This is a genomic window from Echinicola soli, assembly GCF_006575665.1.
GTDB lineage: Bacteria > Bacteroidota > Bacteroidia > Cytophagales > Cyclobacteriaceae > Echinicola > Echinicola soli.
The window spans coordinates 243,149-266,045 of record NZ_CP041253.1; the positions used below are offsets into that span (position 1 = coordinate 243,149).

Consider the following 22,897-nt stretch of genomic DNA (forward strand, 5'->3'; position numbering starts at 1 on the left):
GGATTTTATCACTAAGAGACAGAAATTTTTTAAAAAGGATAATAAAAAAGGGATTGAACTAACGTCCAACCCCTTTCATATTTAATATCATGAATGCATATATTATTCAGATTTTGTTTCCTCATCTGAGTCAGCATCACCTTCAGCAGCCTTTTTATCTGCTGGCTTTTTCTCAGTCTTGGCTTTGGTTTCTGCCGCTTTCTTTTTTGCCTTTGGAGCTTTTTCTTCCTTAGCATCTGCAGTTTTTTCCTCAGCACCTTCAGCTTTCGCTTCAGTAGCAGCCTCAGCATCTTCAGACTTACCTGATCCACGACGGCTTCTTCGAGTTTTCTTTTTCTCAGGCTTAGCTTCTTTCAACATCAATTCGTTGAAATCCACCAGCTCAATGATACACATTTCTGCATTATCACCTAGACGGAATCCAGTCTTGATAATACGAGTGTACCCACCAGCTCTATTGGCCACTTTCTCAATCACTTCACCAAAAAGTGCCTTGATAGCCTCTTTGTCTTGAAGGTATGAGAAGGCAATACGTCTGTTATGTGTAGTATCTTCCTTGGCTCTAGTCACTAGAGGCTCTACATATTTTCTTAATTCCTTGGCCTTGGCAAGCGTAGTAGAAATACGCTTGTGAAGAATAAGAGAAGCTGCCATATTAGAAAGCATAGCCTTTCTGTGGGAAGCTTTTCTTCCAAGGTGGTTGAATTTCTTACCGTGTCTCATCGTTTTTTATTCTTCGTCAAGTTTATACTTAGATATGTCCATGCCGAACTGCAAGCCTTTCTCTTGGATAAGCTGCTCTAGTTCTGCTAAGGATTTTTTACCGAAGTTTCTAAATTTCATCATATCAGAAATCTCCAGTTTCGCTAAGTCTCCCAATGTTTTCACATCGGCAGCTTTCAGGCAGTTAAATGCCCTGACAGATAGATCAAGATCACTAAGCGGAGTCTTAAGCAACTTACGCATGTGAAGGAACTCTTCGTCTATCGGCTCAGGAGAATCTCCACCTGGAGTATCAATAACCATCGTCTGGTCAGAGAACAACATAAAGTGCTGGATCAGGATCTTAGCTGATTCCTGAAGGGCCTTTTCAGGGTGGATAGAACCGTCAGTACTCACTTCCAGAACCAACTTCTCAAAGTCGGTCTTTTGCTCTACCCTGGTGTTCTCTACGCTATATTTCACGTTTTTGATAGGAGTGAAGATCGCATCGATCGGAATCACTCCAAACACCTGCTCTTTTGGTTTTGATTCCTCTGCAGGAAGGTAGCCTCTACCTTTTTCTACAGTAAGCTCAATTTCAAAGCTCTTGGAATCATCCAGGTGGCAAATAACCAAGTCTGGATTCAATACCTCAAAAGAAGAGGTGAACTTAGCGATATCTCCAGCAGTAAAAACATCTTGGTTCTTCACTTCCACAGTGATCTTACCATCGATGGAATCATGGATTTTTTTAAACCTCACCTGCTTTAGGTTAAGGATAATATCAGTTACGTCTTCCACAACTCCCTCGATCGTCGAGAATTCATGAACTACACCGGGTAATTTCACCGAGGTGATGGCGTAGCCCTCAAGGGAAGAGAGCAAGATTCTTCTCAGCGCATTACCAATTGTAACCCCGTAACCTTTTTCAAGTGGCTTAAAAGTGAACAAACCGTGGAAATCATCGGCTTTTTCCATCACCACTTTTTCGGGCATTTGAAATGCAAGTATGGACATATCAATAGTTCTTTTAAGTCAGAAAGTTTAGTTATTACTTAGAGTATAATTCGACGATAAGTTGTTCCTTGATATTCTCAGGAATGTCCTCTCTTACGGGAACACTTACAAACTTACCGGACAGTGAATTATTATCCCACTCTAACCAGGAATAACGGTTTGCTCTACCTGCAAGACTGGAGGTAATCGCCTCAAGCGACTTAGATCGCTCTCTAACTGACACAACATCGCCTGGTTTTAATGTATATGAAGGAATGTTTACCAATTCCCCATTTACCAATATATGCTTATGAGAAACCAATTGTCTCGCCCCTCTTCTGGTCGGTGCTATACCCAATCTGAACACAGTGTTATCCAGACGGGCTTCCAACAGTTGGAGAAGGTTTTCACCGGTAATCCCTTGTTTTCTGGAAGCAATCCCGAACATTTTGGCAAATTGTCTCTCCAATACGCCGTAAATATATTTCGCTTTTTGCTTCTCAGCTAGCTGAATTGCATATTCAGATTGCTTCTTTCTTCTTCCTCTTCCGTGTTGACCAGGAGGATAGTTTTTCTTCTGAAGTGCCTTGCTTTGTCCTTCGATAGGCTCTCCGAATTTTCTAGAAATTTTCGCTTTTGGACCTCTATATCTAGCCATTCTTATTTCTTCGTTAAATTAAACTCTTCTACGTTTTGGAGGACGACATCCATTATGAGGAAGCGGAGTCACATCGATAATCGTAGTAACATCAAGACCTACATTCTGCAATGTTCTGATTGCAGACTCTCTACCAGAACCTGGACCTTTTACAAACACTTCGATTTTACGCAGTCCCAAGTCATAAGCTACTTGTCCACAGTTTTGTGCGGCCATTTGTGCAGCATATGGAGTATTTTTCTTAGATCCTCTGAAGCCCATTTTACCGGCTGAGGCCCAGGAAATCACCTGACCTGAATTATTGGTAATGGAAATAATGATGTTGTTAAAAGAAGCTTTGATGTGGGCCTGGCCTACAGCTTCCACCTTAACAACTCTCTTTTTCCCTTTCGATTTATCGTTTCTTCTTTGAGCCATAATCTATATCAAGATTTATTTGGTTGCTTTCTTCTTGTTAGCAACAGTCTTTCTCTTACCTTTTCTAGTTCTAGCGTTGTTCTTTGTCTTCTGACCTCTTACTGGAAGTCCTTTTCTGTGACGAAGACCTCTGTAACAACCGATATCCATCAATCTCTTAATGTTCAACTGAACCTCTGACTTCAAAACACCTTCAGTCTTGAATTCCTCAGCAATGATATTCCTGATTGCGGTAGATTCATCATCTGTCCACTCTCCGGCTTTTTTATCAAACGATATTCCTGCTTTCGTTAGGATCGCTTTCGCAGAGCTTCTGCCTATTCCGAAGATATAGGTCAAGCCAATTTCCCCGCGCTTGTTGTCGGGAATGTCAACACCTGCAATTCTAGCCATAATTTTAACCTTGTCTTTGTTTAAACTTAGGATTCTTCTTGTTGATGACGTAAAGTTTACCTTTTCTTCTGATCACTTTACAATCAACACTTCTCTTCTTAATAGATGCCTTTACTTTCATGACATTTTATTTATATCGATATACAATTCTGCCTTTAGAAAGATCATATGGAGACATTTCCAGTTTTACTTTGTCCCCTGGCAAGATCTTTATGTAATTCATTCTCATCTTACCGGATATATGGGCGATCAGTTGATGTCCATTCTCCAGTTCCACTTTAAACATCGCGTTGGATAACGCTTCTATGATTGTGCCATCCTGCTCTATTGATGCTTGTTTAGCCATATTTAGAATTTAAAGTTTTCTTCTATATATTGATGCGTAGTGAGTATTTCTGTCCTATCCTCAAATATTGCTATGGTGTGTTCGTAATGTGCCGAGGGTTTCCGGTCAGCCGTTCTGATCGTCCATCCATCTCTTTCTTGGACGACATTCCTGGTTCCCAGATTCACCATAGGCTCAATGGCGATTACCATACCGTCCTTAAGTAAAGGTCCACTTCCTTTTTTACCGTAATTTGGTACTTCAGGTGACTCGTGAAGGCTTTTGCCTACACCATGTCCTACAAGCTCTCTTACCACGGTATAGCCTCGGGCCTCGACAAATTTCTGAATGGCATTTCCTACATCGCCTATTCGATTACCGAACACGGCCTTTTCAATACCTAGATACAATGACTCTTTCGTGTCCTGGAGCAATGACAATATTTTTGGGGAAACTTCACCGACAGGGTAAGTATAAGCGCAATCGCTATGAAAACCTTGGTGAAAGACTCCACAATCTATTGAGATTATATCGCCATCTTTCAAAACATTATCACTAGGAAATCCATGAACCACTACTTCGTTCACGGAAATACATAATGATGCGGGAAAACCATTGTAACCTTTAAAGGAAGGTACTCCTCCGTGATCCCTTATAAATTCTTCAGCCACTTTATCAAGGTGTGAGGTCGTTACCCCTGCCTTTACAAGCTTGGCCACTTCTCCGTGGGCCTTACCTAATATTTGAGCACTTTCTTTAATTAACTGGACTTCTTCTGAAGTCTTGTAGTGTATCATATTATGCTACTGCGTAATTAGAAGGATTGTTCTTCATGTTTCCACTTTTCATCATCCCTTCATAATGCCTCATCAGCAGATAGCTTTCTATTTGACGCAATGTATCCATTATCACCCCTACCATGATCAACAGGGACGTTCCCCCGTAAAACTGGGCAAACTGATTACCCACTCCGGCAATCATCGCAAATGCTGGCATTATCGCTACAAGTGCAAGCAATACTGATCCCGGAAGTGTGATCCTGGATATAATATTATCAATGAAATCTGCTGTAGGAGCTCCTGGTTTCACCCCTGGAACAAATCCCCCGTTCCTCTTCATGTCTTCTGCTATCTGCTCCGGATTTACCGTGATGGCTGTATAGAAGAAGGTGAAAAGAATAATCATCAAGGCAAATACCAAGTTATATTGCCAGGAAGTAGGATTACTGAACGTGCTACCAATATAGTTGGCAATATCACTTTCTGAAGACCAAATTTGTGCGATCAGTGCCGGTACAAACATCAAGGATTGTGCAAAGATAATCGGCATTACACCTGATGCATTTACCTTGATTGGGATGTATTGACGCTGTCCGCCGTAAACCTTTCCTCCAACTACCTGCTTGGCATATTGTACAGGGATCCTCCTGGTGGCTTCTGTAAGTGCTACAACACCTACTACAACGAAGAACAACACAAAGAATTCAATAATCAATAACAACGCACCAGAAGTCCCTTTGGAAACAACCTCTCCGAGAATAGCTCCTGGCAAGTTAGAAATGATACCAATCATGATCAGCATAGAGATACCGTTACCGATTCCTTTTTCTGTGATCTTCTCTCCTAACCACATACAGAACATGGTACCCGAAGTAAGAAGTATCAGAGAACTGAACATAAACAGCACCTGGCTTACCAATATGGCATCATTAGGAATAGTAGCTTTAATATACCCTATCCCCTGTGCCAGAGTGATCAAAATCGTCAGCACTCGCGTGATCTGATTGATTCTTTTTCTACCCGACTCTCCTTCTTTCTGGAGCTTTTGGAAATAAGGTACTCCAACAGTTAATAATTGCAGCACGATGGATGCAGAAATGTACGGCATGATACCTAAGCCAAAGATGGAAGCATTACTGAACGCCCCTCCCAGGAATGTATCGATCAAGCCAAAGATCCCTTCTGATGAACCTTCGAGTTGATTAGGATCAACTCCCGGTAAAACGATATAAGAGCCCAATCTGAATACAACCAGAAAACCGATTGTATTCACGATACGGATTCTTAGATCTTCAATAGAAAAGATATTCTTAACTGTTGAGATAAATTTTTTCATTTGTTAAATCTTGTTAACAGTTCCGCCCAGCTTCTCAATTGTTTCTGAAGCAGAGGCTGAGAAATAATGTGCACTTACGTTTAATTTTGACGTAAGTTCGCCTCTTCCTAGGACTTTTACAACATCTTTTTTAGAAACCAATCCGTTATCCACAAGGATATCAAACGTAATGGAGTCAGTGTCAAGCTTTTCAGCCAGAGCCTGTAATACGTCTAAATTTATTGGTTTGTACTCAACTCTGTTGTGATTTTTAAAGCCAAACTTAGGAACTCGTCTTTGAAGTGGCATCTGGCCCCCTTCAAAGCCAAGCTTGCGGCTGTAACCGGATCTTGACTGAGCACCTTTATGACCTCTTGTCGACGTTCCGCCTCTACCGGATCCCTGTCCTCTACCGATTCTCTTACGGTTTTTTACGGATCCTTTTGCAGGTTGTAATGTATGTAATTTCATGATTAGGCTTCCTCTACTTTTACAAGGTGACTAACTTTTCTTATCATTCCAGCCATCTGTGGAGTATTCTCTACTTCTACAGACTTGTTGATTTTACCAAGGCCAAGGGCTACTATGGTAGCTTTTTGATCCTTAGGTCTGCTGATCGTACTTCTTACTTGAGTTACTTTTACCTTCGCCATGTTCTTACCCGTTAAATACTTTAGACAATTTAACACCGCGTTGTTGTGAAACGGCAATTGCATCTCTGATTTTTGACAATGCATCGATGGTTGCCTTCACCACGTTGTGTGGGTTGGAAGACCCTTTGGACTTCGCCAAAACGTCCGTTACACCAGCACTCTCCAATACAGCACGCATCGCACCACCTGCAATCACACCGGTACCTGGAGCTGCTGGCTTGATCAATACCAAACCACCGCTATATTTACCAATGGATTCATGAGGAATGGTTCCTTTCAGTATAGGCACTTGTACCAAGCTTTTCTTGGCGTCTTCGATACCTTTGGTAATAGCATCGGTTACCTCATTGGCTTTACCCAAGCCAAAACCAACAATGCCGTTGCCATCTCCTACTACTACGATAGCTGAGAAAGAGAAACGTCTACCACCTTTCACTACTTTAGCTACACGGTTGATAGCCACTACTTTTTCCTTAAGCTCTGTATCTGTTGCCCTGATGGGTTTTCTTCTTAATTGCGACATAATTGATTAAAATTTAAGGCCACCTTCCCTCGCACCTTCTGCGAGAGCTTTTACATTACCATGATACAAGTAGCCATTTCTATCAAAAACTACTTCTGTTAATCCGCCTGCTACCGCACGCTCAGCTAACTTCTTTCCTACTTCTTTAGAGGCAGAAACGTTGATATTAGCCTTATTGCCTAGCTCTTTGGAAGAAGCCTGGGCAAGCGTATGACCTTTAAGGTCATCTACCAGTTGCGCGTATATACCCGTATTGCTTTTGAATACGGACAAACGAGGTCTCACGTCCGTACCCGAAATTTTCTTCCGAACACTTCTCTTGATCCTAGATCTTCGTAAATTTTTATTAAAAGCCATCTTTCAATTATTTTTTAGCGGCAGTTTTACCAGCCTTACGTCTAATATGTTCACCTACAAAGCGAATACCTTTACCTTTGTAAGGTTCTACCTTACGTAGCGACTTGATTTTAGCGGCTATTTGCCCGATCAATTCCTTATCAATACTCTCTAGCGATACCAACGGGTTTTTACCTTTTGGTGTCTCAGCACTAACTTTGACTTCATCAGGAAGGGCAAAGAAAATATTGTGGGAGTAACCTAGGGAAAGCTCTAGCACTTGACCCTGGGTAGTGGCTTTATAACCCACACCTACTAGTTCCAATTCTTTCTTATATCCTTCACTTACACCAACAACCATGTTGTTGATCAAAGCGCGATACAGGCCATGAAGTGACTTATGCCTCTTCGATTCGGTCGGACGGGTGAATACCACCTCGTTTTCTTCCACCGAAACGGCAATGTCGGGATTCACATCCTGAGTCAGCGTACCTTTGGGACCTTTAACAGTAACAACATTATCTGTTGCTACGTCTACAGTAACACCCGCTGGTAGATTTATTGGTTTTTTACCTATTCTTGACATAACGGTATTATTAATATACGTAACAAAGTACTTCTCCGCCTATTCCTTCAGTACGGGCTTCCTTATCGGTCATCACACCTCTGGAGGTGGAGATAATTGCAATTCCCAGTCCGTTGATCACCCTAGGAAGTTCATCCTTAGGAGCGTATTTCCTTAATCCTGGCTTACTTACTCTGGAAAGGTTCACAATGGCATTCTGCTTCGTGGCAGGGTTATACTTCAAGGCAATCTTAATCGTGCCCTGAGGTCCTACTTCCTCGAATTTGTAATTCTGGATGTAGCCCTTGTCATGAAGTACCTTTGTCATCTCCTTCTTGATATTAGAAGCGGGGATCTCAACGATACGGTGAGAGGCCTTAATGGCATTTCTCAACCTGGTCAAATAATCAGCTATTGGATCAGTCATATTAATATAAGTCTAACTGCACGCCCTAAAGAGCGTGCAAAGTTACACATTGATTCTTAGAATAAAAACTTTTATATGATTTTTACCAGCTGGCCTTAGTGATACCAGGAATTTTACCCGCAGAGGCCATTTCCCTAAAGGTCACCCTGTTGATACCAAACTTCCTCATATATCCTTTTGGACGGCCAGTAAGTTTACATCTGTTATGTAGCCTTACAGGAGAGGCATTCTTTGGCAGTTTATCCAGGGCTTCATAGTCACCTGCTGCTTTTAGTTCGGCTCTCTTTTTGGCATATTTCGCTACCAGACGTTCTCTTTTTCTCTCACGAGCTTTGATCGACTCTCTTGCCATAATTATTCTTCTTTATTGTTGTTTACAAAAGGCATCCCAAAAGCTTTCAACAAAGCATAGCTCTCCTCGTCGGTTTCAGCTGTCGTAACAAAAGTGACGTCCATACCGGAAATCCTGTTTACTTTATCGATGCTGATCTCGGGGAAGATGATTTGCTCTTCTACACCCAAAGTGTAATTTCCTCTTCCGTCAAAACCTTTGTCACTGATACCTTTAAAGTCCCTTACACGTGGAAGTGCTACACTAGTAAGACGATCCAGGAATTCATACATTCTGTTTCCTCTCAATGTCACCTTCGCACCAATTGGCATCCCATCTCTAAGCTTAAAGTTAGAGACCGATTTCTTTGCTTTTGTAGCTACAGCTCTCTGACCGGTGATCAGGGAAAGTTCTTCTACACCTTGGTCTACCAATTTCTTATCTGCCACAGCAGCTCCGATACCCTTGTTGATGACGATTTTCGACAACTTTGGCACCTGCATCACTGTCTTGTATTGAAATTTCTCCTTCAGTTCAGGAGCGATTTCTTTGATGTATTTATCTTTTACTCTAGGATTAGCCATTGATCACCTCCCCGGTTTTCTTAGAATATCTTACTAATTTTCCATTTTCTCCTGGCTTCCTTCCTGTCCTGGTGGCTTCACCAGTCTTAGGATCGATCAGCATCAGGTTACTTACGTGAATGGCAGCTTCTTTCTTTTCGATACCTCCTTGAGGGTTGGCAGCTGTTGGCTTCACATGTTTGGTTACCATGTTAAGGCCTTCCACAATAGCTCTTCTCTTCTCCAAGTTTACCGAAAGAACTTTACCAGACTTACCTTTGTCATCTCCGGACAATACCTTTACAGTATCTCCTCTTTTGATGTGCAATTTAGGTTGCTTATTCTTTTTTCTTTCCATGATTACAATACTTCAGGTGCCAAAGATACGATCTTCATAAATTGCTTCTCTCTCAGCTCTCTTGCCACTGGACCAAAGATACGTGTACCTCTTGGCTCATCATTATTGTTCAAAAGAACCGCTGCGTTATCTTCAAAACGGATATAAGATCCATCTTTTCTTCTAACCTCTTTTCGAGTTCTTACGATTACCGCTTTAGAAACGGTGCCTTTTTTCATATTGCTGGAAGAAAGAGCAGATTTTACTGTCACGACTACTTTATCTCCGATAGAAGCATATCGCTTACCGGTTCCTCCCAGTACTCGGATAACAAGCACTTCTTTAGCGCCTGAGTTATCCGCAACACTTAATCTGGATTCTGACTGTATCATGATTATTTAGCTCTTTCTATAATTTCTACTAATCTCCAACGCTTGTTCTTACTCAGCGGACGAGTTTCACTTATCTTAACGAGGTCTCCTTTGCCACACTCGTTATTCTCGTCATGAACCATAAATTTTGTAGTCTTAGCAACAAACTTACCGTACATCTGGTGTTTAACCCTTCTTTCTACGGCAACGGTGATGGATTTATCCATTTTGCTGCTGACTACTTTTCCTATTCTTTCTTTACGTAGATTTCTCTCAGTAGCCATCTTCTTGTTATTTAGCTAGTTGTTTGGCGGTCAAGAAAGTCTTCAATCTTGCGATAAGCTTCCTTGTCTCACTAATTCTATTAGGATTCTCTATAGGAGAAATTGCATGAGCAAACCTCAACTTTGTAAGTTTCTCTTGCTCAGCGGCAATACGCTCAATGATTTCACTCTCGGAGAGTGCTTGGATTTCAGAGTTTTTCATAGTTGTTATTATCCTACGTAATCTCTACGCACTACAAATTTTGTACTCACTGGAAGCTTTTGCTGGGCAAGACGAAGAGCCTCTTGGGCCAATTCTTGGCTTACACCAGTTGCTTCAAAAAGGATGGTTCCTGGTTTGATTACTGCTACCCAGTACTCAGGGGCACCTTTACCCTTACCCATACGGACCTCAGCAGGTTTCTTGGTGATAGGCTTGTCAGGAAAAATTCTGATCCATACTTGCCCTTCCCTTTTCATTGCTCTGGTCATCGCAATACGAGCTGCCTCGATTTGACGAGAGGTAATCCATCCTGCTTCCAGGGACTTAATACCAAAGTTACCGAAGGCAAGAGTATGTCCTCTTTGCGCGATACCTTTGATGCGTCCCTTTTGCATCTTTCTATATTTAGTTCTTCTTGGCTGTAACATGATTTCTCACTTATTGGGTGAAAATTAGTTATTTCTCTTTCTTCTCTTAGGACCGCCTTCTCTTCTTCTTCGTCCCGCTCCGCCAGATTTCTCATTGGCGATTCCGGCATTTGGAGAAAGATCTCGCTTGCCATAAACCTCACCTTTGAAAATCCATACTTTGATACCGATGATACCATAGACGGTCTGCGCTTCAGAGAGTGCATAATCGATGTCCGCTCTCAAGGTGTGCAAAGGAATTCTTCCTTCTTTGTACATCTCAGAGCGTGCCATTTCTGCACCACCAAGACGTCCTGAAAGCTTGATCTTGATACCTTCAGCACCTACTCTCATCGTAGCGGCAATGGATTGCTTCATTGCTCTTCTAAATGAGATTCTCGCCTGAAGTTGCTGAGCGATTGATTCTCCTACCAATTTCGCATCCAGTTCAGGACGCTTGATTTCAAAGATGTTGATCTGAACATCCTTATTGGTAAGCTTCTTAAGCTCTTCTTTCAATTTATCTACTTCCGCACCACCTTTACCAATGACTACACCTGGACGGGCAGTGTGGATAGTAAGTGTTATTCTCTTAAGCGTTCTTTCGATAATTACTTTTGCAATGCCCCCTTTAGGAATCCTGGCATATACATATTTCCTGATCTTTTGATCTTCGTACAGTTTGTCGGCAAAATCCCTGCCGCCATACCAGTTGGAATCCCAGCCCTTAACGATACCTAGTCTAAGACCAATAGGGTTAACTTTTTGTCCCATATTCTAATCTTAATTAGCGTTTTCTTTTGTTTCTACTTCATCAGCGGTAACTTCAGAGTTGAACGCATCTACTACCAAAGTCACATGATTTGATCTTTTACGAATTCTGTGGGCCCTACCCTGGGGAGCAGGTCTAAGTCTTTTCAGCATTCGACCACCGTCCACTTGAATAGTCTTTACATATAGGTCAGCTTCTTCAAGTTTTTCGTCTGGATTTTTTGCTTGCCAGTTTGCAATGGCAGATAGCAACAATTTCTCCAGTTTTGCTGCACCGTGATTCGGTGTAAATTTCAATATGCTCAAGGCGCTACCTACTCTCTGTCCCCTTACCAGGTCAGCTACAAGACGCATCTTGCGAGGCGACGTAGGTACATTATTTAGTCTTGCTATTGCTTCCATGATTATCTTCTTCCTTTATCTTTTTTGGCAATGTGACCTCTAAAGTTTCTTGTAGGAGCAAATTCACCAAGCTTGTGACCTACCATGTTATCTGTTACAAATACTGGAATAAATTTATTTCCATTATGCACAGCAAAGGTATGGCCTACAAAATCCGGAGAGATCATAGATCTTCTTGACCAAGTCTTGATCACAGACTTTTTGCCGGATTCGTTCATTGCATCTACTTTTTTGGCCAAGTGATGAGCTATATAAGGCCCTTTTTTTAATGAACGTGCCATAATTATTTAGATCTTTTACTAATGATAAACTTGTTTGAATACTTTTTAGGCGATCTGGTTTTCTTACCCTTAGCCAGCAAACCAGTCCTAGATCTTGGGTGTCCTCCAGATGAACGGCCTTCACCACCACCCATTGGGTGATCCACAGGGTTCATCGCCACACCTCTTACTCTTGGACGCTTGCCTAACCAACGGTTTCTACCAGCTTTGCCCAATACCACGTTCATGTGATCTGCATTAGACACGGTTCCTACGGTAGCTTTACATACACCCAGGATCAATCGCAGCTCGCCAGATGGTAGTTTGATGGCTACATATTTACCTTCTTTTGCTACCAATTGTGCATAGCTACCAGCACTTCTTGCCAATGTACCACCCTTACCAGGCTTAAGCTCCACATTGTGGATAATGGTACCTAAAGGAATGTTCTTCATCGGAAGGTTATTCCCTACTTCAGGAGCTACATTCTCTCCGGAAACAACAGTATCTCCTGCTGTCAATCCTTGCGGTGCGACGATGTAAGCCTTCGCTCCATCAGCGTAATACAATAACGCCAATCGAGCTGTTCTGTTAGGATCATATTCAATCCCTTTTACAGTAGCAGGCACTCCATCCTTGTTCCGCTTATAGTCAACTAATCTTAGTCTTTTCTTATGACCCCCACCGATATAGCGAGCGGTCATCTTTCCTGAGTTATTTCTTCCGCCTGATTTCTTCAACGGAGCCAACAATGACTTCTCTGGCGTGGACTTAGTGACTTCGTCAAAAGTCGGTGCCAGTCTATATCGGGTACCGGGAGTTACAGGCTTTAATTTTTTAACTGCCATGATTCTGATTCAATTAAATTTCTCCGTAAAAGTCAATTACTTCTCCATCGGCTACTTGTACAATAGCTTTCTTGAAAGCATTGGTATAACCGGATACTACTTTAGTCTTTGTGTAACGTGTCTTTAGTTTTGCTGCATAACGCATTGTTCTCACTGACACCACTTTTACACCGAACATTTTCTCTACGGCTGCTTTGATTTCTGGCTTCTTAGCAGTTTTCTCTACTACAAATCCATAAACGCCTCTTTCGTTCATTGCCGAAATCTTTTCCGTAATCAAAGGCTTTTTTAGTATATCCATTGTCTTACTTCGATAAAAGGGTTTCCAACTTACTTACTGAACCTTCACAAAGTACCAATGTATCCGCGTGCAACAGATCATAAGTATTGATATCTGCTACGGTTTTTACTTGTGCTTTTGGAAGGTTTCTGCTTGACAAATAAACATTGTTGTTTGCTTCTGGAAGCACCAACAGTGTCTTCTTATCCGCCAAAGAAAGACCAGACAATAGCGCTACGTAATTTTTGGTCTTGATGCTGTCAAAGCTTACATCTTCCAAAATCGTCAAGCTGTTGTCCTTAGCTTTGTAAGTAAGGGCAGATTTTCTTGCCAATTGTTTTACTTTCTTGTTCAACTTGAAAGAGTAGTTTCTTGGTCTTGGACCGAATACTCTACCCCCACCCCTGAACAATGGAGATTTAATAGAACCAGCTCTGGCACCACCGGTACCTTTTTGTTTCTTTATCTTCTTTGTTGAGCCGACTATCTCAGCCCTCTCTTTGCTCTTATGAGTACCCTGTCTTTGGTTGGCCAAAAACTGCTTCACATCCAGGTAGATCGCATGATCATTAGGCTCGATCGCGAAAATTTCGTCAGAAAGATTTACCTTTCTACCTGTCTCTTCACCGTTATGTTTTAATACTGCTAATTCCATTTGATTACTTCTCTAAAATAACGTAAGAATTTTTTGGACCAGGGACAGAGCCACTTACCAAGATCAAGTTCTTTTCAGCATAAACCTTCAATACTTTAAGGTTCAATACTTTCACGCGGCTTCCTCCCATTCTACCTGCCATTCTTAGGCCCTTGAATACTCGAGATGGCCAAGAACATGCTCCAATAGAACCGGGGTGTCTTTGACGGTTATGCTGACCGTGGGTAGACCCACCTACACCAGCAAATCCGTGACGTTTTACAACACCCTGGAAACCTTTACCTTTAGAAGTTCCGATAGCATCTACAAAGTCTCCTTCTGCGAAAACCTCTCCTGCTTTTACGGATTTCCCAAGATCCACTTGACCTTCAAATTCAATTCTGAAGTCTCTGAATTCTACAACTTTCTGCTTAGGTGTGGTTCCGGCCTTTTTAAAATGGCCCAGCAATGGCTTAGGAGTGTTTTTCTCCTTACGCTCACCATAACCCAACTGAACAGCGCTGTACCCGTCTGTTTCTACATTTTTTACTTGCGTCACTACGCAAGGACCAGCTTCTATTAGCGTGCATGCGACACTTCGTCCATCGGCACTGAAAACGCTAGTCATTCCTACTTTTTTACCTATTATTCCAGACATCTTCTGTTATATAATATAATTATGCACACGTATTTACACACTTGTGCCTTTTTAAGGACTGCAAAGTTAGTAATTAAAATACAGCTTACAAATTACAACTCATATATTTTCAAACATTTACAAAAATTATATTCCATAAAACACTGACATGCTGTGCCTCCTACAAAATAATATATGAGCATTATCTAAAAAAGAAAAGACCCATCCGCTGATGGCGGACAGGTCCTTTTGCTAAATTTTATGCATAAAGATCAAACTTTGATCTCTACATCTACTCCACTTGGAAGTTCGATTTTCATCAAGGCATCTACAGTTTTAGAGCTGTTGGAATAAATATCCACCAACCTTTTGTAGGTACACAATTGATACTGATCTCTTGCCTTCTTGTTTACGTGTGGCGACTTCAGTACCGTAAACTTCTCCTTTTTGGTAGGCAAAGGAATCGGACCAACCACCACTGCTCCGGTAGTCTTTACAGCTTTAACGATTTTCTCTGATGACTTGTCCACCAAAGTATGATCGTAAGACTTAAGTTTTATTCTTATTTTCTGATTCATGTTCAATTAAATTTAGGCCTTAGCTCCTTTTACTTCAGCAATTACACCTTCAGCGATATTATTAGGAACTGGTTCATAGTGAGAGAATGTCAAGGTAGCTGTTGCTCTACCGGAAGAAATCGTTCTAAGGTCAGTAATATAACCAAACAACTCTGACAATGGCACAGCAGCTTTAACTACTGATGAAGTACCTTTGGTATCCATCCCTTTCATTAATCCTCTTCTTCTGTTCAAATCACCAGTGATAGGTCCAGTATATTCATCTGGAGTAACCACATCCACAGACATAATTGGCTCCAATAGTTGAGGCTTACATTTCTTGGCTGCCTCTTTAAAACCTAATCTGGCGGCCAATTCAAAGGAAAGCGCATCGGAATCGACATCGTGGAAGGAACCGTGGAACAGTCTTACCTTCATCGCCTCGATCGGATAGCCGGCCAAAGGACCGTTTTTCATCGCTTCCTGGAATCCTTTTTGAATAGATGGAATAAATTCTTTCGGAATGACACCACCTACAATACCGTTTTGAAATTCAAGGCCCGGCTTAATTTCGCCAGACTCGGGATCTTCCTCTTTAGGACCAAGTTCAAATACGATGTCGGCAAATTTACCTTTACCACCTGTTTGTTTCTTGTACACTTCTTTGTGTTCCACAGAACCAAACAATGCTTCCTTGTATGCCACTTGGGGAGCACCTTGGGTGATTTCCACCTTAAACTCCCTCTTCAGGCGGTCAATGATGATATCCAAGTGAAGCTCACCCATACCTCTAAGGATTGTCTGACCGGTTTCATGATCAGTATTCACTTGTAGGGTTGGATCTTCTTCCACCAATTTGGTGATGGCCATGGACAGTTTATCCACATCTGCCTTGGTCTTAGGCTCAATGGCATAACCGATCACAGGCTCTGGGAAGATCATGGATTCCAATACCACCTTGCGGTTTTCTGCACACAGGGTATCCCCTGTTTTGATATCTTTAAATCCTACGACAGCTCCGATATCCCCGGCTTCTAATCGTTCGATTTGATTTTGTTTGTTGGCGTGCATTTGGAATACACGTGAAATTCGTTCTTTGTTGCCAGATCGGCTGTTGAACACATAAGAACCAGATTCCAATACTCCGGAATAAGCTCTTACAAAACAAAGGCGCCCTACGAATGGATCAGTGGCGATCTTAAAGGCAAGACCTGCAAAAGGCTCTTTTACATCCGGAGCAAGAGAAACTTCTTTCTCCTCATCATTCAGGTCATGGGCGATGACATTGTCCTTGTCCAGTGGAGAAGGAAGAAGCTCCATCACCAAGTCCAACATGGTCTGAACTCCCTTGTTTTTAAAAGAAGATCCACATACCATTGGTACGATCTTCATATCGATTACAGCTTTTCTCAATGCTGTAAGAATTTCATCTTCTGTAATAGAGCTGGAATCCTCGAAGAATTTCTCCATCAGCGACTCATCATAGTCAGCCACTGCCTCCAGCAAATGCTCTCTCCACTCAGCGGTCTCTTCCAGAAGATCCTCTGGAATAGGCACCTCTTCGAAGGTCATTCCAAAATCATCTTCATTCCATACGATCGCACGGTTGTTGATCAAGTCAACCACACCGCGGAACCTGTCTTCGGCACCGATAGGAATTTGCAAAGGAACAGCATAGCTACCCAGCATGTCCTTCACTTGTTTACATACGTCTAAGAAGTTTGCACCTGCACGGTCCATTTTGTTAACGAAGCCGATGCGGGGTACTTTATAATTATCAGCTAATCTCCAGTTAGTTTCAGATTGGGGCTCTACACCGTCTACTGCACTAAACAAGAAAACAAGCCCATCCAATACACGCAGGGAACGGTTTACTTCTACAGTAAAGTCCACGTGACCTGGAGTATCGATGATGTTGATTTGGTATTTATTATCTCTATAAGGCCAGAACACCGTAGTGGCTGCTGAAGTAATGGTGATACCTCTCTCTTGTTCCTGAGCCATCCAGTCCATCGTAGCAGCACCATCATGCACCTCTCCGATTTTATGGGAAACGCCTGAATAAAACAGTATCCGCTCTGTCGTTGTTGTTTTACCGGCATCGATGTGAGCGGCAATACCGATGTTTCTGGTAAATTTTAAGTTTTTTGACATCCTGATTAGAATCTAAAGTGAGAGAATGCTTTATTGGCTTCTGCCATTCTGTGGGTATCATCTTTCTTCTTCACAGCTGCACCTTCTCCTTTGGATGCAGCGATGATTTCACCAGCCAGTCGGTCCATCATCGTTTTTTCTCCCCTTCTTCTGGCAAAGGTAATCATCCACTTGATACCAAGTGAGGTCTTTCTTTCAGGTCTTACTTCCATTGGTACCTGGAATGTAGCTCCCCCAACCCTACGACTCTTCACCTCTACAGCTGGAGTTATATTGTTAAGCGCTTTTTTCCAAACCTCAAGACCATTCTCACCCAACTTCTCTTCTACTTTCTCTACTGCATCATAGAAGATTCTGTAAGCAATACTCTTCTTCCCGTCTACCATAAGGCAGTTCACAAACTTGGTCACCAAAGTATCATTGAACTTCGGATCAGGAAGAATATATCTCTTTTTCGGTTTCGCTTTTCTCATTGTTCAGTTTGTTTTCTAATGTTTATTTTTTGTCCTTAGGACGCTTAGCACCGTACTTGGAGCGACCTTGCTTACGGTCTTTCACTCCTGCTGTATCCAGTGCACCTCGGATGATGTGATAACGCACACCTGGAAGGTCTTTCACACGACCACCTCTGATCAATACGATAGAGTGCTCTTGCAAATTGTGTCCTTCACCTGGAATGTAAGCGTTCACTTCTTTTCCATTTGTCAATCTAACCCTGGCCACTTTTCTCATCGCCGAGTTAGGTTTCTTAGGTGTAGTGGTGTACACCCTTGTACACACACCCCTCCTCTGAGGACATGCATCCAGTGCTCTAGACTTGGACTTTGTCACCAAAGTGGTTCTACCTTTTCTAACTAACTGTTGTATAGTAGGCATTAACTGATAAAATTTATTTACTCCTTTAACATATGAAATTTGGACTGCAAAGGTAACGAAATCGATAAAACAAACAAAATTAAAGAGTTATATTTTGATTAAGCCTCGCCGAGTGTCCCGCCAAAGTTCATGGGGAATTCCGGAACGTCATTACCCGCTTCTATTTTACCGAAAGCTTTTTCATACTTCTCCACATTGTCCTTCAGTGCCGAAAGTAACCGCTTGGCATGATCCGGCGTCATGATAATCCGGGACTTTACCCGTGCCTTGGGAACGCCTGGCATCAAACGGATAAAATCCAACACAAATTCAGAGTTGGAATGGGCAATCATCGCCAGGTTGGCATAAATCCCTTCAGCCACCTCATCGGACAGTTCCACATTGATCTGCTGATTTTTCTCTTTTTCTTCCTCCTTATTATCTTCCATTACTTTTGGGTATTGGTTATTGATGATTCAGTTTTTGGCCTTTTACTTCGGCCTCCTGGCTTCCGTCCTCCTTGGCCTTATTGGACTTAACCAAAAAAGGCCTGCAATGAATACAGGCCTTTTGCACTTTACTTATAGCAAATTACTTTACAGTCTCCTTAGACTTACGGGACTCTCTCTCCTTGTCAGTGGAAGAAGATAGCTTCTCGTACTCCTCTTTGGAACCAACGATGATGTGCTGGAAGTCTCGCTGTCCTGTACCGGCTGGGATTAAGTGCCCAACAATTACGTTTTCTTTCAAGCCCAACAACTCATCTCGCTTACCTCTGATAGCTGCTTCACTCAAGACCTTGGTAGTCTCCTGGAAGGAGGCTGCTGATATAAAGCTTTCAGTACCCAAAGATGCTGCTGTAATACCTTGAAGTGTCGGCTTGGATACGGCAGTTTCCGCATCTCTTACCTGAACAAGCTTAAGGTCTTTACGCTTCAAGCTGGAGTTTTCATCACGTAGCCTTCTGGAGGTAATGATCATACCAGCTTTTAGAGTGGATGAATCACCAGCGTCCATTACGACCTTCTTATCAAGAATATTATCATTTTCCTCTCTGAATGCCCACTTATCTACGATCTGTCCTTGAAGGAATCCAGTATCACCAGCATCAAGGATCTCTACTTTCTGCATCATTTGGCTTACGATCACTTCGATGTGTTTATCGTTGATCTTCACACCCTGCAGACGGTATACTTCCTGGATCTCATTAACCAAGTATTCCTGAACAGCTGTTGGTCCTTTGATGGATAGGATATCATTTGGCGTGATAGCTCCATCAGAAAGTGGCTCGCCAGCTCTGATAAAGTCATTTTCCTGAACCAGGATGTGCTTGGACAGGGATACCATATAACGCTTCTTCACGCCGTCCTTAGATTCGATGAAGATTTCTCTGTTACCACGCTTGATGCCTCCATAAGTCACCACACCGTCGATTTCAGAAACTACCGCCGGATTGGACGGGTTACGTGCTTCGAACAGTTCTGTTACTCTAGGAAGACCACCCGTGATATCCCGAGTTTTACCTACCGAACGAGGAATCTTCACAAGGATCTGTCCCGCTTTCACTTTGTCGCCCTCTTCTACAGCCAAGTGTGCTCCTACTGGAATGTTGTAGCTCTTGGTTTCGTCACCATAGTTTACCACTACAGCTGGGTTCTTGGTCTTATCCTTGGTATCGATGATTACTTTCTCCTTGTATCCAGTCTGATCATCGGCCACCTCCTTAAAGGTCACCCCTTCGATGATGGACTCAAAGGAAACATCTCCGTCAAATTCGGATAGAATCACGGCATTATATGGATCCCATGTACATAGAGAATCACCTTTACCGATCTTCTGACCATCTTTTACGTTAAGGATAGCACCATAAGGGACGTGGTTAGAAACCAGTGTTTTGCCAGATTTGGCATCGTTGATCTTGATCTCACCGGATCGGCCCATCACGACTGCCACTGGATCTCCGTCCTTATTGGTAGTATTGATAAATCTGAATTCTTCTTCAAATTCCACTACACCTTCAAACTTCGCATTGATACTTGCCTCTACGGAAATGTTAGATGCTGTACCACCCACGTGGAATGTTCTCAAGGTAAGTTGTGTACCTGGTTCACCAATGGATTGGGCTGCAATAACCCCTACGGATTCACCATTTTGCACAACACTACCAGTGGTCAGGTTACGACCGTAGCATTTGGTACAAACGCCTCTTCTGGATTCACAGGTCAATACTGATCTGATCTCCACCTCTTCTACTGCAGACTCATCTACTTTTCTGGCAAGCTCGTCAGTGATTTCTTCTCCAGACTGAATGATAACCTCATCAGAAATCGGATCAACCACATCGTGCACAGAAACCCTGCCCACTATACGTTCAGAAAGTGGCTCTACGATCTCGTCATTATCTTTAAGTGCCTGTACGACCAGGCCTCTTAGCGTACCGCAATCCTCTTCGGACACGATCACATCCTGCGCCACATCCACCAGTCTTCTGGTCAGGTAACCGGCATCGGCGGTTTTAAGCGCCGTATCGGCAAGCCCCTTACGCGCACCGTGCGTAGAGATAAAGTACTCCAATACATCCAGCCCTTCCTTAAAGTTGGACAGAATAGGGTTTTCGATGATCTCTCCTACAGACCCTTGAAGGTTTTTCTGTGGTTTGGCCATCAATCCCCGCATACCTCCCAGCTGACGAATCTGTTCTCTTGAACCCCTCGCGCCGGAGTGCATCATCATGTAGATAGCATTGAAGCCTTGTTTATCCTCCTCCATCTGCTTCATAAGGATATTTGTCAGATTGGAGTTGGTTCTTGTCCAGATATCAATTACCTGGTTGTATCGCTCGTTATCAGTGATCAGCCCCATCAGGTAGTTATTCCATACCTGATCCACTTCGTCTTTTGCTTTGGTGATCAATGGATCCTTGTCACTTGGAATGATCACATCGTTCAATCCCATGGAAAGTCCGCCGGCATAGGCCATCTGGAATCCAAGGTGCTTGATATCATCCAAGAACTGGGCACTACGTGCAATACCACATATTTTCACTACTTCGGCAATAATTTGCTGAAGCTTCTTTTTGGTCAATAGCTCATTTACATAACCTACTTCTTCTGGAACAAACTGGTTAAAGATCAATCTACCAGCAACGGTTTCAACGATCTTATCTACCAATTCTCCGTTCTCATCCCTTACTTTCACTTTACACTTAATGAAAGCGTGTTGTGAAATAACTTTTTCGTTTAAGGCGATGATCACATCCTCCTCGCCGTAGAATGTCATCCCTTCTCCAGGAACAACCTCTTCTTCGGTGGATCTTTTCCCTTTGGTTACATAATACAGTCCCAACACCATATCCTGTGAAGGCACGGTAATTGGTGCCCCATTAGCTGGGTTAAGGATATTGTGTGAAGAAAGCATCAAGGTAGATGCCTCCAAAATAGCCTCATGGCCAAGTGGCACGTGAACGGCCATTTGGTCACCGTCAAAGTCGGCATTAAAGGCAGTACACACCAATGGATGCAACTGGATAGCTTTTCCTTCGATCAATTTCGGCTGGAAAGCTTGAATACCCAATCTGTGCAGCGTAGGAGCCCGGTTAAGCAATACAGGGTGTCCTTTCAATACATTTTCAAGGATGTCCCATACCACCGGATCTTTACGGTCTACAATCTTCTTAGCGGATTTCACCGTCTTCACAATGCCTCTTTCGATCAGCTTTCTGATGATGAAAGGCTTGAAAAGCTCCGCTGCCATATTTTTGGGCAAACCGCACTCGTGAAGTTTCAGTTCAGGCCCTACCACGATGACAGAACGTCCAGAATAATCCACACGCTTACCAAGCAAGTTTTGACGGAAACGCCCTTGCTTACCTTTCAGCATGTCGGAAAGTGACTTCAGTGCCCTGTTTCCGTCAGACCTTACTGCATTTACCTTTCTGGAATTATCAAAAAGGGAATCCACCGCTTCCTGAAGCATACGCTTCTCGTTACGAAGGATTACTTCTGGCGCTTTGATGTCAATTAGTCTCTTCAGACGGTTGTTTCGGATAATCACCCTTCTGTATAGGTCATTCAAATCAGAAGTAGCAAATCGTCCACCATCCAATGGCACCAATGGACGAAGCTCTGGTGGAATCACAGGTACCATTCTCACGACCATCCATTCGGGACGGTTTTCGATTCTGGTCCTTGCATCCCTAAAAGCTTCCACCACCTTCAGACGCTTCAAGGCCTCAGCTTTACGCTGCTGCGAAGTATCTGTGGCAGCTTGGTGACGAAGGCTATAAGACAGATCATCTAGATCCAATCGAGACAATAGCATCTCAATAGCTTCGGCTCCCATTTTTGCGATGAACTTATTAGGATCATCATCATCAAGCATTTGGTTTTCTTTTGGAAGCTTATCCATGATATCCAAATACTCGTCTTCTGTTAGAAAATCAAGGTACTGAAGGCCATCTTCTGCCTTGACACCAGGATTAATAACAGCGTATCTCTCGTAGTATACGATTTGATCCAGTTTCTTGGTAGGTAACCCTAGCAAGTAGCCGATTTTGTTCGGCAGGGATTTGAAATACCAGATGTGCGCCACAGGGACCACCAGTTCAATGTGCCCCATTCTTTCACGTCGCACCTTCTTCTCGGTAACCTCAACCCCACATCTGTCACAAATAATACCTTTATATCTTATGCGCTTGTACTTTCCACAATGACATTCCCAGTCTTTGACAGGGCCAAAAATCCGCTCACAGAAAAGACCGCCCATTTCAGGCTTATACGTTCTGTAGTTGATGGTTTCTGGCTGTGTCACCTCACCATGAGAGCTATCCAGGATGGATTCCGGAGAAGCCAAACTAATAGTGACTCTGGAAAAGTCGTTGTTTAGTTTTTTATTTTTTCTGAACGCCATAATTTGT

The 22,897-nt window shown here is 42.7% G+C and carries 35 protein-coding genes; all 35 read right to left on the minus strand.

All coding sequences use genetic code 11. The annotated features are described in order from the left end of the window. Positions 1-102: 102 nt before the first annotated feature. Positions 103-723, minus strand: coding sequence for a 50S ribosomal protein L17 (rplQ, locus tag FKX85_RS01110; protein WP_141612997.1), 621 nt, complete (start codon positions 721-723; stop codon positions 103-105). A gap of 6 nt (positions 724-729) precedes the next feature. Further along, a complete protein-coding gene (locus FKX85_RS01115) occupies positions 730-1,719 on the minus strand; it encodes a DNA-directed RNA polymerase subunit alpha (protein WP_015264091.1) in 990 nt (329 codons plus the stop codon). Between the two features lie 34 nt (positions 1,720-1,753). Further along, positions 1,754-2,356 carry a 30S ribosomal protein S4 gene (rpsD, locus tag FKX85_RS01120; RefSeq protein ID WP_141612998.1) on the minus strand — a complete coding sequence of 201 codons (603 nt, stop codon included), beginning with the start codon at positions 2,354-2,356 and terminating at the stop codon, positions 1,754-1,756. Between the two features lie 18 nt (positions 2,357-2,374). Beyond that, on the minus strand, positions 2,375-2,773 hold the full coding sequence (rpsK, locus tag FKX85_RS01125) for a 30S ribosomal protein S11 (protein ID WP_141612999.1): 399 nt from the start codon (positions 2,771-2,773) through the stop codon (positions 2,375-2,377). 15 nt (positions 2,774-2,788) lie between these two features. Continuing rightward, the gene (rpsM, locus tag FKX85_RS01130; RefSeq protein ID WP_015264094.1) at positions 2,789-3,166 is read right to left on the minus strand and encodes a 30S ribosomal protein S13; all 378 of its coding nucleotides are present in this window, start codon (positions 3,164-3,166) and stop codon (positions 2,789-2,791) included. Between the two features lie 4 nt (positions 3,167-3,170). Continuing rightward, a complete protein-coding gene (gene rpmJ, locus FKX85_RS01135) occupies positions 3,171-3,287 on the minus strand; it encodes a 50S ribosomal protein L36 (protein WP_009034194.1) in 117 nt (38 codons plus the stop codon). A gap of 6 nt (positions 3,288-3,293) precedes the next feature. After that, on the minus strand, positions 3,294-3,512 hold the full coding sequence (gene infA, locus FKX85_RS01140) for a translation initiation factor IF-1 (protein WP_015264095.1): 219 nt from the start codon (positions 3,510-3,512) through the stop codon (positions 3,294-3,296). Between the two features lie 2 nt (positions 3,513-3,514). Beyond that, positions 3,515-4,288 carry a type I methionyl aminopeptidase gene (gene map, locus FKX85_RS01145; protein WP_141613000.1) on the minus strand — a complete coding sequence of 258 codons (774 nt, stop codon included), beginning with the start codon at positions 4,286-4,288 and terminating at the stop codon, positions 3,515-3,517. A gap of 1 nt (position 4,289) precedes the next feature. Then, positions 4,290-5,606, minus strand: coding sequence for a preprotein translocase subunit SecY (secY, locus tag FKX85_RS01150; RefSeq protein ID WP_141613001.1), 1,317 nt, complete (start codon positions 5,604-5,606; stop codon positions 4,290-4,292). A 3-nt stretch (positions 5,607-5,609) separates the two neighbouring features. Further along, complete coding sequence (gene rplO / locus FKX85_RS01155; RefSeq protein WP_141613002.1) at positions 5,610-6,056, minus strand: 50S ribosomal protein L15; 447 nt, start codon at positions 6,054-6,056, stop codon at positions 5,610-5,612. Positions 6,057-6,058: 2 nt separating this feature from the next. Then, positions 6,059-6,238 (minus strand): 50S ribosomal protein L30, encoded by a 180-nt coding sequence (gene rpmD / locus FKX85_RS01160; protein ID WP_210416893.1) that lies wholly within the window; start codon positions 6,236-6,238, stop codon positions 6,059-6,061. Positions 6,239-6,242: 4 nt separating this feature from the next. Next, on the minus strand, positions 6,243-6,761 hold the full coding sequence (gene rpsE / locus FKX85_RS01165; RefSeq protein WP_141613004.1) for a 30S ribosomal protein S5: 519 nt from the start codon (positions 6,759-6,761) through the stop codon (positions 6,243-6,245). Between the two features lie 6 nt (positions 6,762-6,767). Next, complete coding sequence (gene rplR, locus FKX85_RS01170; RefSeq protein WP_141613005.1) at positions 6,768-7,118, minus strand: 50S ribosomal protein L18; 351 nt, start codon at positions 7,116-7,118, stop codon at positions 6,768-6,770. A gap of 7 nt (positions 7,119-7,125) precedes the next feature. Beyond that, on the minus strand, positions 7,126-7,683 hold the full coding sequence (rplF, locus tag FKX85_RS01175) for a 50S ribosomal protein L6 (RefSeq protein WP_141613006.1): 558 nt from the start codon (positions 7,681-7,683) through the stop codon (positions 7,126-7,128). 10 nt (positions 7,684-7,693) lie between these two features. Then, positions 7,694-8,089, minus strand: a complete 396-nt coding sequence (gene rpsH, locus FKX85_RS01180; protein WP_141613007.1) for a 30S ribosomal protein S8 — start codon at positions 8,087-8,089, stop codon at positions 7,694-7,696. Positions 8,090-8,171: 82 nt separating this feature from the next. Beyond that, positions 8,172-8,441: a 30S ribosomal protein S14 gene (rpsN, locus tag FKX85_RS01185; RefSeq protein ID WP_015264104.1), complete on the minus strand. Its 270-nt coding sequence runs from the start codon at positions 8,439-8,441 to the stop codon at positions 8,172-8,174. A gap of 2 nt (positions 8,442-8,443) precedes the next feature. After that, on the minus strand, positions 8,444-9,004 hold the full coding sequence (gene rplE / locus FKX85_RS01190) for a 50S ribosomal protein L5 (RefSeq protein ID WP_141613008.1): 561 nt from the start codon (positions 9,002-9,004) through the stop codon (positions 8,444-8,446). Continuing rightward, positions 8,997-9,341 carry a 50S ribosomal protein L24 gene (gene rplX, locus FKX85_RS01195; protein WP_015264106.1) on the minus strand — a complete coding sequence of 115 codons (345 nt, stop codon included), beginning with the start codon at positions 9,339-9,341 and terminating at the stop codon, positions 8,997-8,999. Before rplX ends, rplE begins: the two co-directional genes overlap by 8 nt. 2 nt (positions 9,342-9,343) lie before the next feature. Then, a complete protein-coding gene (gene rplN, locus FKX85_RS01200) occupies positions 9,344-9,712 on the minus strand; it encodes a 50S ribosomal protein L14 (RefSeq protein ID WP_015264107.1) in 369 nt (122 codons plus the stop codon). Between the two features lie 2 nt (positions 9,713-9,714). Beyond that, complete coding sequence (gene rpsQ, locus FKX85_RS01205) at positions 9,715-9,975, minus strand: 30S ribosomal protein S17 (protein ID WP_141613009.1); 261 nt, start codon at positions 9,973-9,975, stop codon at positions 9,715-9,717. 7 nt (positions 9,976-9,982) lie between these two features. Continuing rightward, positions 9,983-10,177 (minus strand): 50S ribosomal protein L29, encoded by a 195-nt coding sequence (gene rpmC, locus FKX85_RS01210; RefSeq protein WP_015264109.1) that lies wholly within the window; start codon positions 10,175-10,177, stop codon positions 9,983-9,985. 8 nt (positions 10,178-10,185) lie between these two features. Continuing rightward, entirely contained in the window at positions 10,186-10,605 is a 420-nt protein-coding gene (rplP, locus tag FKX85_RS01215) for a 50S ribosomal protein L16 (protein WP_015264110.1), read from the minus strand. Between the two features lie 24 nt (positions 10,606-10,629). After that, positions 10,630-11,358, minus strand: coding sequence for a 30S ribosomal protein S3 (gene rpsC, locus FKX85_RS01220; protein ID WP_112783425.1), 729 nt, complete (start codon positions 11,356-11,358; stop codon positions 10,630-10,632). Positions 11,359-11,367: 9 nt separating this feature from the next. Next, complete coding sequence (gene rplV, locus FKX85_RS01225) at positions 11,368-11,757, minus strand: 50S ribosomal protein L22 (RefSeq protein WP_141613010.1); 390 nt, start codon at positions 11,755-11,757, stop codon at positions 11,368-11,370. A 2-nt stretch (positions 11,758-11,759) separates the two neighbouring features. Further along, positions 11,760-12,038, minus strand: coding sequence for a 30S ribosomal protein S19 (gene rpsS, locus FKX85_RS01230; RefSeq protein ID WP_015264113.1), 279 nt, complete (start codon positions 12,036-12,038; stop codon positions 11,760-11,762). Between the two features lie 2 nt (positions 12,039-12,040). Beyond that, positions 12,041-12,865: a 50S ribosomal protein L2 gene (gene rplB / locus FKX85_RS01235; RefSeq protein WP_141613011.1), complete on the minus strand. Its 825-nt coding sequence runs from the start codon at positions 12,863-12,865 to the stop codon at positions 12,041-12,043. A 13-nt stretch (positions 12,866-12,878) separates the two neighbouring features. After that, entirely contained in the window at positions 12,879-13,166 is a 288-nt protein-coding gene (rplW, locus tag FKX85_RS01240; RefSeq protein ID WP_141613012.1) for a 50S ribosomal protein L23, read from the minus strand. Positions 13,167-13,170: 4 nt separating this feature from the next. Beyond that, on the minus strand, positions 13,171-13,800 hold the full coding sequence (rplD, locus tag FKX85_RS01245) for a 50S ribosomal protein L4 (RefSeq protein ID WP_141613013.1): 630 nt from the start codon (positions 13,798-13,800) through the stop codon (positions 13,171-13,173). A gap of 4 nt (positions 13,801-13,804) precedes the next feature. Continuing rightward, positions 13,805-14,437, minus strand: coding sequence for a 50S ribosomal protein L3 (gene rplC, locus FKX85_RS01250; RefSeq protein WP_141613014.1), 633 nt, complete (start codon positions 14,435-14,437; stop codon positions 13,805-13,807). A 251-nt stretch (positions 14,438-14,688) separates the two neighbouring features. Next, the gene (gene rpsJ, locus FKX85_RS01255) at positions 14,689-14,994 is read right to left on the minus strand and encodes a 30S ribosomal protein S10 (protein WP_015264118.1); all 306 of its coding nucleotides are present in this window, start codon (positions 14,992-14,994) and stop codon (positions 14,689-14,691) included. 12 nt (positions 14,995-15,006) lie between these two features. Continuing rightward, positions 15,007-17,127, minus strand: coding sequence for an elongation factor G (gene fusA / locus FKX85_RS01260; protein WP_141613015.1), 2,121 nt, complete (start codon positions 17,125-17,127; stop codon positions 15,007-15,009). A 5-nt stretch (positions 17,128-17,132) separates the two neighbouring features. Beyond that, positions 17,133-17,600, minus strand: a complete 468-nt coding sequence (rpsG, locus tag FKX85_RS01265; RefSeq protein ID WP_112783432.1) for a 30S ribosomal protein S7 — start codon at positions 17,598-17,600, stop codon at positions 17,133-17,135. A 22-nt stretch (positions 17,601-17,622) separates the two neighbouring features. Further along, positions 17,623-18,003 carry a 30S ribosomal protein S12 gene (gene rpsL, locus FKX85_RS01270; RefSeq protein WP_015264121.1) on the minus strand — a complete coding sequence of 127 codons (381 nt, stop codon included), beginning with the start codon at positions 18,001-18,003 and terminating at the stop codon, positions 17,623-17,625. Between the two features lie 98 nt (positions 18,004-18,101). Continuing rightward, entirely contained in the window at positions 18,102-18,431 is a 330-nt protein-coding gene (locus FKX85_RS01275; protein WP_141613016.1) for a DUF3467 domain-containing protein, read from the minus strand. A gap of 142 nt (positions 18,432-18,573) precedes the next feature. Beyond that, complete coding sequence (gene rpoC / locus FKX85_RS01280) at positions 18,574-22,890, minus strand: DNA-directed RNA polymerase subunit beta' (RefSeq protein ID WP_141613017.1); 4,317 nt, start codon at positions 22,888-22,890, stop codon at positions 18,574-18,576. Positions 22,891-22,897: the final 7 nt, after the last annotated feature.